At 61.6% G+C, this 16,321-nt stretch carries 6 protein-coding genes (1 of these 6 cut by a window edge); 4 read left to right on the top strand and 2 right to left on the bottom strand.

The genetic code is table 11. The annotated features are described in order from the left end of the window. Positions 1-5,307: the 5' portion of a non-ribosomal peptide synthetase gene (locus AC3WMT_RS07220; protein ID WP_103303535.1), read on the bottom strand. The gene continues 7,749 nt to the left of window position 1, outside the view; the window shows 5,307 of its 13,056 coding nt (coding positions 1-5,307); it begins with the start codon at positions 5,305-5,307; the stop codon falls past the left edge of the window. 204 nt (positions 5,308-5,511) lie between these two features. Then, positions 5,512-11,916: a non-ribosomal peptide synthetase gene (locus tag AC3WMT_RS07225; protein ID WP_103303534.1), complete on the bottom strand. Its 6,405-nt coding sequence runs from the start codon at positions 11,914-11,916 to the stop codon at positions 5,512-5,514. A 487-nt stretch (positions 11,917-12,403) separates the two neighbouring features. Here AC3WMT_RS07225 and AC3WMT_RS07230 point away from each other — a divergent pair, with 487 nt between their 5' ends. The 4 genes from AC3WMT_RS07230 to AC3WMT_RS07245 all read left to right on the top strand — a co-directional run bounded on the left by AC3WMT_RS07230 (position 12,404) and on the right by AC3WMT_RS07245 (position 16,153). Then, positions 12,404-13,198, top strand: a complete 795-nt coding sequence (locus AC3WMT_RS07230) for a helix-turn-helix transcriptional regulator (RefSeq protein ID WP_103303533.1) — start codon at positions 12,404-12,406, stop codon at positions 13,196-13,198. A 318-nt stretch (positions 13,199-13,516) separates the two neighbouring features. Then, complete coding sequence (locus tag AC3WMT_RS07235; protein ID WP_103303532.1) at positions 13,517-14,911, top strand: efflux transporter outer membrane subunit; 1,395 nt, start codon at positions 13,517-13,519, stop codon at positions 14,909-14,911. Positions 14,912-15,068: 157 nt separating this feature from the next. Next, complete coding sequence (locus tag AC3WMT_RS07240) at positions 15,069-15,674, top strand: SCO family protein (protein WP_090284058.1); 606 nt, start codon at positions 15,069-15,071, stop codon at positions 15,672-15,674. After that, positions 15,674-16,153 (top strand): copper chaperone PCu(A)C, encoded by a 480-nt coding sequence (locus AC3WMT_RS07245; protein ID WP_103303531.1) that lies wholly within the window; start codon positions 15,674-15,676, stop codon positions 16,151-16,153. Before AC3WMT_RS07240 ends, AC3WMT_RS07245 begins: the two co-directional genes overlap by 1 nt. Positions 16,154-16,321: the final 168 nt, after the last annotated feature.

Genomic DNA, 16,321 nt, shown 5'->3' on the forward strand with positions numbered 1-16,321 from the left:
CGATTCTGCCGACTGCGGCAGATTCGGATTATGCGCGGGATATTCCTCCAGCATCAGCGTGTCGAGATCCAGACGTCGCACCGAGTACTCGACTGATGCATCGCTCTGGGTCAGCAACAGCACCGCACGGCTGTCCTGGACCATGAAGCTCTGACGCTCGGCCGGGGCGTTGATGTCCAGCGGCACGTACACCGCGGCGCACTTGTTGATCGCGAGGATGCACACCAGCAGATCCAGCGAGCGCTCAAGCAACGTCGCCACACTGTGCCCCGGTTGCACGCCGAAGCCGATCAGGTGGTGGGCCAGACGATTGGCGCGCCGATTCAGCTCTTCATAACTCAACTGCTGCCGGCCTTGCACCGCCGCCAGTGCCTGCGGACGCAGCGCCGCTTGTGCTTCGAACAAGCGTTGCACGGTGTGCTCACGCGGATAGTCACGGCCGGTGATATTGAAGCCGACCAGCACCCGTTGGCGCTCACTCGGCGACAGGATCGACACCTGCTGTAACGGCGTGGTCGGGTGCAACTCCAGCGCCGTGACCAGATTGTGCAACGCGGTTTGCAGGTAATCGCAGACCCGCACGCCATCCACTTGTGGCAACGCCTGCACACCCAGACGAAAACCTTCGCCAAGGTCATCGACGTTGATCACCAACGGGTAGTTGCTGCGCTCACGGGAACTGAGAATCTGAATACCGTCCCACGCCACTGCGGCGGTTTGCGGCGCACTGTGTCGGAAATTCAGCAGCGTGCTGAACAGCGGCAGCGACCCGGGCACGCCGCTGCAACGTTGGGCCTGTGCCAGGGAGGCCTGCTCATGTCCGAGCAGTTGCGCCAGACGTTCGTGCGTGGCACGCACGCCCTCTTGCACCGTGGTCGCCCCCACGCTGACGCGCACCGGCAAGGTGTTGATGAACATGCCCAGCGCACGGTCAGCACCCGCGCCGCCCTGCATCCGCCCCAGCAGCACCGTGCCGAACACCACATCATCACGGCCCGACATTTGCGCCAGAACCTGGCCCCACGCCTGATGCACCAGACTCGCCACACTGATGCCGAGCTGGCGCGCCTGTTCCCGCAGACGCTGGGCAACGCCGGCATCGAGCACCAGCTCTGTGTCGACAATCGTGCTGCCATCGCCGTGCACGTCCTGCAAGCCGAAGGCCACGGTCGGTTCGTCGATGTCACCGAGCATGTCGCGGAAGAATGCTTCGTGAGCCTCGGCATCCGTGCCAAGCCGCGCCTGCGCTACGTAGTGGCGGTATTGCACCGGGGCTGGCAGATCGCTCGATTGCTCGCGCATGGCCTCATCCATTTCGGCCACCAGCATTTCCAATGCGGTGTGGTCCAGCACGATGTGATGAAACAGCAGGATGGCAACCCAGCGCTGGTGCGCCACATCTTCGGTGTAGGCGAAACGCATCAGCGGAGCGCGATTGAGATCCAGTCGATAGTGTCGCGGGTCGAACCGTGCCTGCATCTGCTCCAGCACATCGCCTTCCAGAAGATCGGCATCGACTCGCTCCAGCGCCAGCGGTGCCTGGCGCCAGACCACTTGCACCGGTTCTTCAAGACCTTCCCAGACTACGCTGGTGCGCAGGATGTCGTGACGGGCGATCACCGCGTTCATAGCGCGGACGAAGGCTTTGATCTGCGGCAAACCGTCGAAGGCAAATTGCGCCTGCAACACATACGGGTCACCGGCATGGGTGGCCAGATGGTGATAAAGAATCCCCGCCTGCAACGGTGCCAGGCCATAAATATCCTGCACGTTGCCGATACCACCGGGCACCGTGGCGATGACACGATCGATGCCTGCCTGATCCAGCGCAGCCAGCGGCAGCATGTCCGGAGTGATGCGCGCGCAGCCGGGCTCGATCAGATTGTCCGGCACCACGATGGCTTGCGCTGCGCCCAACGTTGCCGCCAGTGCTGCCACACTTGGCTGGCCGAACAGCACGCGCACGTCGCAATGCAATTCGTGTTGGCGCATGCGCTCGATCAGTTTCACCGCCAGCAGTGAATGGCCGCCCAGTTCGAAGAAGTTGTCATGGCGGCCGACCTGCTCGACTCCGAGCAAGGTCTGCCAGATATCGGCAATAAGCGTTTCCACGGCACCCACCGGCGCTTCAAAACCGCGGCGGGCAAATGCGTCGCTGTCGGGCTGCGGCAGCGCCTTGCGGTCGAGCTTGCCATTGGTGGTCAACGGATAGGCATCGAGGCGCACGAAAGCGCTCGGCACCATGTACTCGGCCAGCGAGACCAGCAGCTGTTCACGCAGTTGCGCGGCACTCGGTTCAGCACCTTCGGCTGCCAGCCAGTACGCCACCAGACGCTGGTCGCCGGGGCTGTCTTCACGAGCGATGACCACGGCTTCGCGCACACCGTCGCACGCGGCCAGGCGTGCTTCGATTTCGCCGAGTTCGATCCGGAAACCACGAATCTTCACTTGATCGTCATTGCGCCCGAGGTATTCGAGGTTGCCGTCGGCCGTCCACCGGGCGAGGTCGCCAGTCTTGTACAGACGCGCTTCGGCACGGCCACTGAACGGGTCGGCGATAAAGCGTTCGGCGGTCAGTGCCTCGCGATTGAGGTAACCCCGGGCCACCCCGGCACCGCCCACGTACAACTCACCGACAACGCCCGCCGGCACCGGCTCGCGCTGCGTGTCCAGCACGTACAGCTGCAAGTCGGGAATGCCGACGCCAATCGGGCTGCGGCCGACCAGTTGCGCATCCGCTGCCGCCAGTGGGCGATAGGTTACGTGCACCGTGGTTTCGGTGATGCCATACATGTTCACCAGGCGCGTGCCGGCATTGCCGACCCGCGCATACCACGGCTTGAGCAGGCCAGGTTCCAGGGCTTCGCCGCCGAAAATCACTTCGCGCAGCGAGTGCTGCAACGGGCTGCGGCCCTGTGCGGCGATCAACTGGCGGAATGCACTCGGGGTCTGGTTGAGCACGGTCACGCCGCTGCGGCAGAGCAACGCGTAGCAGTCGTCCGGCGAGCGACTGACTGCCTGCGGCACCAACAACAATTGCCCGCCAAATGCCAACGCGCCCCAGATTTCCCACACGGAGAAATCGAACGCGAAGGAATGGAACAATGCCCAGACATCCTGCGGATTGAAGTTGAACCAGTCATGGGTCGCCGAGAACAGCCGCACCACGTTGCGATGCTCGACCATCACGCCTTTCGGCAGACCGGTGGAGCCGGAGGTGTAAATCACATAGGCGAGATGGCTCGGGGTCAGCTCGGCAATCTGTGGATTACTGGTGAGTTCAGCCTGCAGCTGCTCGCCGTCGAGGTCGATGATCGGCATGTCAGGTGCGCCGACTCGATCAACGGTTTGCGCCTGTATCAGCAGCGCCACCGGGGCACTGTCTTCGAGGGTGTAAGCGATGCGCTCCAGCGGATACGCCGGATCGATCGGCACATAACCGGCGCCAGCCTTGAGCACGCCGAGCAGGCCGATGATCATCTGTGGCCCGCGTTCGACGCAGATTGCCACCCGGTCATCGGGGCGAATGCCGCGCGCCAACAGCTGATGCGCGACCTGATTGGCGCGGCGATTGAGCTCGCCATAGCTGACGGTGCGGCCCTCAAAAAGCAGTGCCGCAGCGTCGGGCCGCGCCTGCGCATGGGCTTCGAACTGCTGGTGAATCAGCGGCGTGTCGGGGAAGCGTGGCAACGGCGAATTGACACCGTGCAGGAGGTACTCGCGTTCGTCGGCCGGCAGGATGTCGAGGCCGTGCACCGGCGCATTCGGCGTCGCTTGCAGGGCCTGGATCAAACTGTGCAGCGCGGTGTTCAGGTAGCGGGCGATGCGTTCTGCACCGAGAGCGACATCGGCGAGCGCGGTTATACGCAGGTCTTCGCCGAGGTCATCGATGTTGACGGTCAACGGATAGTTGGTGCGCTCTCGGGCGCCCAAAATCTGCACGCCGGGCGCCAGTTCGTTGACCTCGACGACTTCTTCGGCGCTGCTGTGGCGGTAGTTGAGGATCGCACTGAACAGCGGCGTCGGCACCGCGACAGCGCTGCAACGCTGAGCCAGCGCCAGCGAGGCCTGCTCGTGCGCGAGCAGCGCGGTCAGGCGTCGATGCGTCGCCAACACGGCGGCGCGCGCACCTTCCTGACCGACATCCACCCGCAGCGGCAAGGTGTTGATGAACATCCCCAACGCCTGTTCGCCACCCTCGCCCACCTCCATGCGTCCCAGCAGCACCGTACCAAACACCACAGCCGTACGTCCGGACAGCTGACCGAGCACCCGCGCCATCGCCAGATGCAACAGGCTCGCGACGCTGACGCCGAGTTGCCTGGCCTGGGTGCGCAGTTGCCGGCTCAATGAACTGTCGAGCAGCAGCGAAGACTCTTCGATAGCCTGGCCGTCGCCCTGCACGTCCTGCAAACCGCAGGGCAACGTCGGCGCATCGATGTCGGCGAGCATCTCGCGGAAGAACGCGGTCTGCGCCTGCTCGTTCAGGCCCAGAAGTGCCTTGGCCAGGTGATCGCGATACGGCACGGCCGGGCCGACCTGCTCCGCGTGTTCGAGGAGGAATGCCCGGGTTTCGCGGCGCACCACGTCGAGGGCAACGTGATCCATGATCAAGTGGTGAAACAGCAACAACGCAACCACACGATCATTGTCCGGATCGGCGGCATACACCAGACGCAGCAACGGTGCCTGCTGCACATCGAGACGGAAAAACCGTGGATCATGGCGTTCCAGCAACTGCGTCAGTACGTCACCGTCGGCGTTGAGTTCGATTTCCTCGCAGAACAGCGGCGCATGGCGTTGCACCACTTGCAAGGGTTCGTCGAGCCGCTCCCAGATGAACGAGGTACGCAAAATGTCGTGGCGCTCGACCATCCATTGCAGCGCTTGCGCGAAGGCATCCAGACGTTCGCGGTTGTCAAAGGCGAACCGCGCCTGCGAGACATAAGGGTCACCTGCCGCAGCGGACAAATGCAGGTAAAGCATGCCCGCCTGCAACGGCGCCAGCGGGTAGATATCTTGCAGATTGGCGGCGCCACCCGGCACATCGCCAACGATGCGGTCGATGGTCGGTTGATTCAGCTGCACCAGCGGCAACATGTCCGGGGTGATGCGAAAGGCCGGGCTCAACCAGTCGCCGCCATGGCTGGCGACCAGCTCCAGCAACTGCGACTTGTGTTCGGCGAGGCTGTCCCACAACGCGTCGTCCAACGCGTCGTCGCTGCCCAGAATGACCAGGTCTTCATCTTCCTGTTGAAGGCGGATCGCATGGGTCGAAATAACAGCCATCAGTTCGCTGAAATGCATGGGATAACCTGCTGTAAATACGAGAAAAAGGAGCGCGCAGCCGCGAGTCCGTGCGAGTTGCGCGCAGCCTGGAAAAACTAAAACATCAAGGCTTGGCGAGCTGACATGGGAAGCAGGGACAATCCACCTCCCCATGAGCCGCGATTCTTTGCATCCCCCGGCAGGCGCTGCCGCAGGCTGCGGCAGCGCTGATAGGCTGGATTGTCAGAGCCGGCGTTTGCGGTTGAGGCTCGGGATGGTGGTCTGCGGGATTTCCAGGTGCTGTGCCTGGCTGCGGGTGTTGGCCGCCAGTGCCGCCAGCGTCGGCTGACTGAACAGCGCTCGCGCGTCGGTGTGCAACCCGGTCTGGCGCATGCGCGCAACCAGGCTGACCGCCAGCAACGAATGCCCGCCCAACTCGAAGAAGTTGTCGTGACGCCCGACCTGATGGACGTTGAGCACCTCGGCCCAGATCTGCGCCAACGCCGCTTCGACTTCACCTTCGGGTGGCTGATACGGGCGATTGAACACCGCCTCTGCTCCCGGTTCAGGCAAGGCCTTGCGGTCGATCTTGTCGTTGGGCGTCAGCGGCAGAGCGTCAAGCAACACAAAAGCCCCCGGCACCATGTACTCCGGCAAGCGCTCCAGCACATGGGCGCGCAGCGCCTCCAGACCTGGCGCAGCAACGCCGGCACGCACGGTGTACCAGGCGACCAGGCGCTCGTCGCGCACCATCACCACCGCTTCGCGTACGGCCGGATGCTCGATCAACCGAGCTTCGATTTCACCCGGTTCCAGACGCAAGCCACGCAACTTGACCTGGAAATCGTTGCGGCCGAGGAATTCCAGGTCGCCGTCGTTGTTGTAGCGCACCAGATCGCCGGTGCAGTACAGCCGATCACCCGGCACAAACGGGCTGTCGATGAAGCGCTCGGCCTGCATCTCGGGCAGTCCGTGATACCCGCGCGCCACGCCCACGCCACCGATGTGCAACTGACCGGCGACGCCCTGCGGCACTGGCTGATCGTGGGCATCGAGGACGTACAGGCGAGTGTTGCTCAGTGCCTTGCCGATCGGCACGACGTGGTCCGGCACCGACATTTGCGGTTCAAGCGTCCAGCCGGTGCTGTCGACTGTGGTTTCGGTTGGGCCGTAGACGTTGTGCAAACGCACCCACGGCAGGCGCTGACGCACTTGGCGAACCAGCGCCGCGCTGAGTTCGCCGCCACCATTGAGCACATCGGTGAGGCTGGTGCACTGGTCAACATCGTCCTGCTCGATGAACTGCTGGAGCAACGCCGGAACGAACTTGACCACGCTGACCTGATGCTCGCGAATGGTCTGCACCACATACGCCGAATCGCGGTTGCCGTCAGGTCGTGCCAGCACCAGACGCAGGCCGGAACACAGTGGCCAGAAGATCTCCCACACCGAGCTGTCGAAGCTGAACGGCGCTTTTTGCAGCAGCGCACCGTGCTCGGTAGGCAGACTGATCTGCGAGCCCCAGTGCACCATGTTGCAGGCGCTGCGGTGCTCGATCATCACACCTTTGGGCAGGCCGGTGGAGCCGGAGGTGTAGATCATGTAAGCAAGATTTGAGGCACTCAGGCCCGGTACCTGCACGTTATTCTCGGGGTTGTACTGCCAACTGCCACGTTCGAGATCAATCAGCGGCACATCGTGCTCACCGAGCAGCTCACGGGTAGTGGCATGCACCAGCACGGCGACCGGCGCGCTGTCCTGCAACATGTAGCGCAGGCGTTCCAGCGGATAGTCCGGGTCAAGCGGCACATACGCCCCGCCAGCCTTGAGAATGGCGAGCAGACCGACCACCAGATCTAGTCCGCGCTCGACACAGATCGCCACGCGCGTATCCGGCTGCACGCCTCGTTCGCGCAGATGATGCGCCAGTCGGTTGGCGCGTGCATTGAGCTCGGCGTAAGTCAGATCTCCTTGCTCGGATTGCAGCGCGATGGCATCCGGTTTGCGGCGAACCTGTTGTTCAAACAACGTCTGAAGCGGCTGCTCCAGCGGGCAAGCGACCTCGGTGGCGTTGAACTCGACCAACAATTTCTCGCGCTCGGCTGGTGGCAGAACCGATACGTTGCTCAGCAACAATTGCGGCGTGTGTTCCAACGCATTGATCAGCGCTTCGAGCGCTGTGAGCAGATAATCCAATACACGTTGCGCGCCGATCAGGCGCGGCGCTTTGGCGGCAAGATGAAAACCCGTGGCGTCGTCATCTACAGACAGCATCAATGGATAGCTGACGATTTCGACGCTGCTCAACAACTCGATTCCCGGCACAGCGCTCAGCAATGGAGCCGCGTCGGTATGTCGATAGTTGAGCAGACTGTTGAACAGCGGCGTACCGGACGCTATCGCACTGCAACGCTGCGCCAGTGCAAGCGGTGCCTGTTCGTGGGCCAGCAACGCGGCAAGGCGTTCGTGAGTCTGGGCCAATGCCCTGCTGACGCTGGCTCCTGCCAACCTCAGGCGCAATGGCAAGGTATTGATGAACATGCCCAGCGCACGGTCGGCACCGTTACCGGCCTGCAGTCGTCCCAACAACACCGTGCCGAATACCACGTCCTCACGCCCGGCACACGCCCCGACCACCTGGGCCCAGGCCAGATGGAACAGGCTCGCCGGACTGACGCCCGATTGGCGCGCCTGATCGCGCAGGCGCTGCGCGAGGCTGGCAGCGAGGGGTTGCCTGGCATCGTCGTGTCCACTGGAGTCGACTTGACGGTCGCTCAGGGCAAAAGCCAGCGTAGGTTCATCGACATCGCTCAGTTGCTCGCGGAAAAACCTCTCATGCTCCGCTTGCCGATCCTTCAAACCAACCTGTGCGACGTAGTTGCGATACGGGACCGACAGCGGCAATTCATGTTCGCGCCCGAGCAGATGCATCTGGATTTCGTGCATCAATACTGCGGTCGAAGTGGCATCGTTGATCAGATGATGAAAGCGCAGCAGGCCGAGCCAGCGCCGGTCAGGTTTGTCTTCGGCTGCTGCCAGCGCCAGCATCGGTGCCTGGCGGATATTCAGTGGCCGTTGCAGCGGGCTGAAGGCTTCGCGCAACTGTTGTGCGATATCACCGGCGCAGGGCTCCAGTACGACGGTTTCGATAACCAGTTTCGCTTGACGCCAGACGACCTGCACCGCGGGTTCGATGCCTTCCCAGACCAGGCTGGTGCGCAGGATATCGTGACGTTCGATAACCTTTTGCAGAGCGCTGGCAAATGCCTCCAGTTGCGCGCGGCTGGCGAAGGACAACACGGCGTGCTGCTGATACGGATCGCGGCCCTCAGCGGTGATGTGGTGATACAACAGGCCTTGCTGCAAAGGCGCCAGCGGATAGATGTCCTGCACGTTTGCCGCTCCGCCCGGAACCGTCAGGGTGACTTGATCGATACTGGCTTGATCCAGTTGCACCAGGCTCAGCATGTCCGGCGTGATGAGTTCGCAATCCGCAACGATACGGCTGGGCGGCACGTAGCTCTCCTGGCTGCGTCCTGCGGCGGCAGCCAATGCCGCTAGTGTGGGCTGAGCGAACAGTTGCCGCACATCGACGCTCAAACCGTGTTGGCGCATACGTTCGGCCATACCCACCGCCAGCAGCGAATGCCCGCCCAGTTCGAAGAAATGGTCGTGGCGCCCTACCCGTTCAACCTGCAACACCTCGGCCCATAACTGCGCCAACAACACTTCGACTTCGCCTGTCGGTGCTTCATATTCGCGTCTGATCAGGTCGTCCTGACACGGCGCCGGTAATCCCTTGCGATCAAGCTTGCCGTTGGCAGTCATCGGCCACGCCGTCAGGCGCACATAAGCGCTCGGCAGCATGGCGCTGGTCAGACGGGTTTTCAGGTGGGCGTGCAAGGCGTTGATGTCGAGCGGCTCATGCTCGATGAACCACGCCAACAGTTGCCCGTCGCGCACCTGCACCACCGCTTCCTGCACGGCGGCATGGCTGCCGAGCGCAGTTTCGATCTCGCCGAGTTCGATGCGCACACCGCGAATCTTCACCTGATCGTCATTGCGTCCCAGGTAGTCGAGGTTACCGTCGGCACGCCAGCGTGCGAGGTCGCCGGTGCGATACATACGCGCCTGCGGTTCGCTGCTGAACGGGTCGCGCAGAAAGCGCTCGGCGGTCAGTTCCGGTTGATTCAGGTAGCCCCGGGCAACACCGGCGCCGCCGACATACAACTCGCCGGTAATCCCCATCGGCACTGGCCGTTGTTGATCATCGAGCAAGTACACCGTGCTGTTACTCACGGGCTTGCCAATGTGCAGCGCCTGGCCGGCGTCGATCCGCCCCGAGGTCGCAACCACTGTGGCTTCGGTCGGCCCATAGTTGTTGATCACTTCGAAGGACTGCTGTCGGTTGAACTGGCGCAAGCGATCACCGCCAATCAGCAGCGTACGCAGGGTCGGGTGGTCGAGTTGTTTGCCAAAGGCATACTCGGCGATCGGCGTTGGTAAAAAACTGACGTCCAGCGGCTGCGCGCGCCACCAGTCGAGCAGCGCGGCGATGTCTTCGTTGCTGCCAGTGGCGGGCGCCAGATGCAGGGTCGCGCCCACGCACAACGCCGGCCAGACCTCCCACGCCATGGCATCGAAACCGAAACCGGCGAGGCTTGAGGTGTGCTGACCGGCGCGCAGCCCGAAGGCGTCACAATGCCAGTCGACCAGATTGCCCAGTGTCCCGTGCTCGACCATCACCCCTTTGGGCAGGCCGGTAGAACCGGAGGTATAGATTACGTAGGCGAGGTTCGCCGGGGTCAGGCCGGGCACTCGCGGGTTGGCAAGGTTGTCGGCCGGCCAGTTGCGCAGATTCAGATCGATCACTGGCACATCCAGTTTCGGCAGGCATGCGCGCAAAGCGCTTTGCGTCAGGACGACAACCGGTGCGCTGTCATTGAGCAGATAGTTCAAACGCTCGGCGGGGTGCGCCGGATCGATCGGCACATAACCGGCTCCAGCCTTGAGAGTCGCCAGCAATCCGACCAGGCTGTCGAGTCCACGGCGGGCCACCAGCGCCACGCGGTCATCCGGCTGCACGCCGAGCCCGAGCAGGCGATGTGCCAATGCATTGGCCTGACGATTCAACTCGGCATACGTCAGTGGTTGTCCTTCTCCAACCGCCGCCACTGCCTCAGGCTGTTGCGCCGCTCGGGCCTCGAAACGCTGGACGATGGTCAATCCTTGCGGATAAACCACGCGAGTGTCGTTCCATTGCTGCAGCAGCGCGGTTTCCGTCGGCGAGAGCAGGCCGAATTCGGTCACGGGCAGTTGCGGGTTTTCCAGCCCTTGCTCCAGTACCGACAACAGCCGCTCGGCAAACGCTTCGACTTCACCTTCCTCGAAATACATCGGGGAGTAGGCAATGTGCAACCAGGCCTGTTCGTCGAAGCGGTTACTGCGCAAATAAATAGCCAGCGGCGCAGCCTCCTGATGATTGGAAACCTTGACCACGTGACCCCGTGCCTGGCCGTAAATATGTTCTTGATCATCCAGTTCGTAAGAAACCGTCAGCTCAAACAGTTGCGCGCGATCCTCGCGCAGCAAGCCCAAGGCGCGGTTCATCTCGCTCAGGGGAAACCGCTGATGACGAAAGTTTTCTTTCAGCTCATCGCGAATCGCCCTGATCAAGTCGGCGAATGTGAGGTCGCGACCAAACCCCATGCGCACCGCACTGACCTGGGTGAACAAGCCGACGGTCGATTTGAATCGAGCGCCGGACCGGTTGAGAATCGGCATCCCCAACACCCATTCGTCACGCTGTGCGGTACGGCTGAAATACACATGAAGCGCCGCCAGCAGCACGTGAAACGCCGAAGCGCCAAGTCCCTGACCGAGCTGTTTCATGCGCTCATGCAGCACGGCGGGGAACGTCCGCGCCACGACCTGACTGGACGGCGCATGCCCGACAAAGCGCTCCTGATAACGCGGCACCAGCAGGGGTTCGGGCAGGAGGCGGTATTTGTCCAGCCAGTACGCGCGATCCTGCGCGTATCGGGGTGACTGGTAATAACGCGCATCGTCCTCGATGAAATCGACGTAGGACAGCGCGGTGTCAGGTACCTTCTGATCGGCGGCCAGTGCGTTATAGATGGCGGCCAACGATTTGATCATCTCGGCGAAGCCCCAGCCGTCGACGATCAGGTGGTGAGCCAGAATGGAGAACCAGTGCAGATCGTCATCGAGCCGGATCAGCAAAAAACGGTACAACGGCCCGCCGTCCAGCGAGAACGTCTGGTCGATCCGTTCCTGAATCAGCGCTCGCGCCGCCGCTTTTGGATCTGACTGGCCAGAGACATCCCACGTCATCAGCGGCCCCGGCATCGATGGCGCAAAACGTTGCCGTGGCAGTCCGTCCGCGCCGGCACCCGGCAACAACTCGATTCGCATCGCGTCGTGCAGGCTCACCAGATGGCTGAGCGCCGCCTGCATCCGCGCAGGATCCAGCGGGCCGGTCAACTCCATGTAGCCACCGATGTTGTACAGCGGCGAGTCACCCCGGCTCAATTGATCAAGCCAGATGTCCAGCTGTGCGGCGGTCAGGGGAAAGGTCGCGGGCGCAACGGACGAGGTGTCCGCCGCAGAGGCAGAAATGGGCGGCATAAGATCCTTCTCATGAGATTTTGCCCGTATTCAAGCATCGGCCCCGGCGCCGACATGACACCCGAAACCCGGACAACCATCGCTCCCCGGCGCGCCCGACAGTGCTTATCGGCTTTTTCGCATAGGTCCTGTCTAAGTTTTCGGAGAGAAAATACTGAAAAGTTTGTAGGAAAAGAACCACATGCCAATGCTGCCATTTGCCCCAGCATCAGCAATCGAGGAACACGATCTGCCGATTTTCCGGGCCCTTGCAGTGACTGGATGGTCACGGTGAACGACTTTCCAGCAATCAACCCCGTCAGAACCCCGGCGCCAACAATCAGAAATGCTGGCACTTTGTGTCCCCGGATTCCCCTACAGACGTAGGACAAATCCATAGGCTTAAATCCCGCTCCAGATCATGTTCAAGGAGAAATGACTGCGTGGGCGGCTTTTACATAGACGGCAGACGATTCAGTGATGGCTCTGTACCAGGGATGACAAGGATATGAATCTGACCGGCAGTATTCGCAATGTGGAAAACCCGCACTTCTACTGGCAATTGGGGGAACTGATTGCAAGCACGGGCGATGATCACTTCGCCACGAACATGCTCCAGTTGGTCGACACTCTGGTGCCGGTCAATCGGGTCGATCTGACCGAGTGGACGCTTGATGAGCGTCAGGCCAGCGTGGTCGAGATCAAGCCGCTGGGCAGTGCCGGTCCGGCACGAACCTTCCCGCCGCCGGATCCCCTGGAGAGCCCGGACGATCACCCGTTGTTGCAGAAAATGATCGAGATGAATGATTCACTGTTGATCCAATTGAAAGCCTCGCTTCTGCCCTGCCACCCGCAACACAGCGTCCACCAATGCAATCTGGTGTCACGCACGTCCAACCGCCGTTGCGTCATCTCGTTTTACCGTCCGCACACTCAACGGGTGTTTTCCCTGCCGGAGCTGTCATTCCTCAAGAGTCTGTCCGACACCCTGCTGCCTCTGATCGAGCGACATGCGCAGATCAGTCGGCAAACCATCGCCAGACAACCGCGCCTGCCCTCGATCGATCTGGATCACGCCCCCCTTGCGCTGGTGTTCGATGAGCGCCTGATGTTGAGCGGCGTTGTGCTGTCGGCACGCGAAAAAGAAGTCTGCCTGGGTTTGCTGACCGGCGGCACGGTGCCGCACATGGCGGAAAAGCTGCGGGTCAAGAACAGTTCGATCGAGACCTACCTTAAACGCGCTACGGCCAAATTGGGTGTCAGTGGCCGGCATGGTCTGGCGAAATGGATGGCCGGGGCGTGATCTGAACCGTTGAGTTTCCTGACCTGTTAACACCGTGGAGAGAGATCTTTCTGTGTTTCGGGAGTTATCTGTGATCTGGGGATTTACCTGTGATCTGGGGATTTACCTGTGATCTGGGGATTTACCTGTGATCTGGGAATTTACCTGTGGCGAGGGGATTTATCCCCGATGGGGCGCGAAGCGCCCCCCTTTTGATCTCAAAGAAGCGGCCTGCTGCGCAGGCCATCGGGGATAAATCCCCTCACCACAGATAAATCCCCTCACCACAAAATGCTCGTCTGCTTTCAATCCTTCATTTTCCGCGCATGAGGCTGTTCGATGTCCACCCTGCGAATTTCCTTGCTGTCCATGGCCTTGCTGATGGCTGGTTGCTCACTGATTCCCGACTATCAACGCCCCGCCTCACCAAGTGCCGCGCAATACCCGCAAGGTCCGCAGGCGGCAACCACTGACGAAGACTGGCGCACGCTGTTCAACGACCCGGCCCTGCAACAGTTGATCGAAAGCGCCCTGATCAATAACCGCGACCTGCGTGTAGCGGCGTTGAACGTCGAAGCCTTCCAGGCGCAGTACCGCATTCAGCGCGCCGACCTACTGCCGGCGGTGTCGGCCAACGCCAGCGAATCGCGGCAACGCATGCCGCCGAGCGTGACCCGCAGCAAAGCCATGATCAACTCGACCTACTCGGTCAACCTCGGTATCAGCGCCTATGAGCTGGATTTTTTTGGCCGCGTGCGCAGCCTCAGTGAACAGGCCTTGCAAACCTGGCTGTCCACCGAAGAGGCGCGGCGCAGTGCACAACTGAGCCTGGTGGCCAACGTCGCCAATGCCTACCTGACCTGGCGCGCCGATCAGGAACTGCTGGCCCTGACCCGCGAGACCCTCGCCGCCGATGAGCAGAGCCTGCACCTGACCACGCGCAACCGTGAGGCCGGCAAGTCGTCGGCGCTGGAGCAGGCGCAAGCGAAAACCAGCGTTGATACCTCTCGGGCGAATCTGGCGCGTTATCAACGTCAGGTCGCGCAGGATTTGAACAGCCTGACGCTGCTGGTCGGCGCGCCAGTGCCGGAGTCCTTGCCTGCACGTCCGCTGGCCAGCGATCTGGTGCAGCAACTGCCGGCCGGTCTGCCATCGGATCTGCTGCAACGGCGCCCGGACATTCTCCAGGCCGAATACAAACTCAAAGCGGCCAACGCCAACATCGGCGCGGCGCGAGCGGCGTTTTTCCCCAGCGTCAGTCTGACCGCCAACGCCGGTACGTCCAGCCGCGACCTCTCGGGTTTGTTCGGCGCCGGCTCCGGGGCATGGACGTTTCAGCCGCAGATCAGCCTGCCGATTTTCAATGCCGGCAGCCTGCGCGCCAGCCTTGATTATTCGAAATTGCAGAAAGACGTGGCCGTGGCCGAATACGAGAAATCGATTCAAACGGCGTTTCAGGAAGTCGCTGACGGGCTGGCGGCACGCAGCACGTATCAGCAGCAATTACAGGCGCAGCGCGATCTGGTGCAAGCCACTCAGGACTATTACAACCTGGCGCAACACCGTTATCAGAATGGCGTCGACAGCAGTCTGGTGTTTCTCGATGCCCAGCGTTCACTGTTCAGTTCGCAGCAAGGGCTGATCACCGACCGCCTCGCGCAACTGGTCGCCGAAGTGAATCTGTACACCGCGCTGGGCGGCGGTTGGCGGGCAACGGAGGCGAAAGTTCAGTAAGCACCCGTCACTTTTTCTTACACCTTTTGTCGCCCTGCGACACCCTGTCAGCCGATCAAAAACCGACTCGCCGGTTCAGTTTGGTATCATGCGCCGCTTTTACGGTTAACCCCCCCGCCAGTCCTGTCGACTGACGGGCTGCAAAAGGCGGTATTAGATGACGGCTTTGTTGACTCGCCGCAAGGTGCTTGCGGGAATGGGCGTACTCGGGCTCGGCCTGCTCGCCGGTTGCGACACCCGTGGCCAACTGTCGTACAAGTACGGCAAGGATCTGAGTAACAAGATAATGGGGCGCACCTTCAAACTGAAGAACACCGATGGCGAAACCATGACGCTGTCGAGCTTTCGCGGCATGATGCCGATGGTGTTCTTCGGCTTCACCCAGTGCCCGGCCGTCTGCCCGACCACTCTGGCCCGCGCGGCGAAAATCAAGAAGCTGATGGGCGCCGATGGCGATCGCTTGCAGGTGATTTTCATCACCCTCGATCCCGAACGCGACACGCCTGAAATCCTCGACGCCTACATGAAAGCCTTCGATCCGACCTTCGTTGCGCTGTACGGCACGCTTGAGGAAACCCAGGCCACGGCCAAGGAATTCGACGTGTTCTACGAGAAAGTCCCCGCCGGCGACACGTACACCATCTCGCACACCGCCACCAGTTACGTTTACGACTCCAACGGCGGCTTGCGCCTGGGTCTGTCCACCTCGCTTTCGGCAGAACAATGCACGGAAGATTTGCTTACTGTTATGGAGGTTTGCTGATGCAACCTGTTCTGAACTCGATCAAACACGCGGTATTGGGTCTCTCGCTGCTGGGCCTGGCGTTCCAGGCGTCCGCGCAAACCAAGGTCGACGATGCCTGGGTTCGTGCCACCGTACCAACCCAGTCCGCCAGCGGCGCGTTCATGACCCTCACCGCCGACAGCGACAGCAAGCTGCTCAGCGTCGCGACCCCGGTGGCCAAAGACGTGCAGATCCACGAAATGACCATGAAGAACGACGTCATGAGCATGGGCCCGGTGAAGTTCGTCGAACTGCCGGCCGGCAAAGCCGTCAAGCTTGACCCGAACGGTTACCACGTGATGCTGATGGGCCTGACCGGTCAACTGAAAGAAGGCGAAAGCGTGCCGCTGACCCTGACCGTGGAAAACGCCAAGGGCGAGAAAGAAACCGTTGAAGTGAAGGCCGCCGTGCGTTCACTGACCAACATGGAAGGTCACGATCACAGCAAAATGCATTGATCTGACTGACTGCAGTACCCACGGGGCGGCCTGATCACTGATCAGGCCGCCCCGTTTTTTTTTGCGCGAGACATCATTTACCGCCCGTCGCATAAGGCCGCCAGGGCGGGTTGACAGAAATCCGCGTCAGGAGGATTATTATTCAATCGCATGCGATTTAACCGCATA

The organism is Pseudomonas sp. FW305-7 (genome assembly GCF_058786735.1).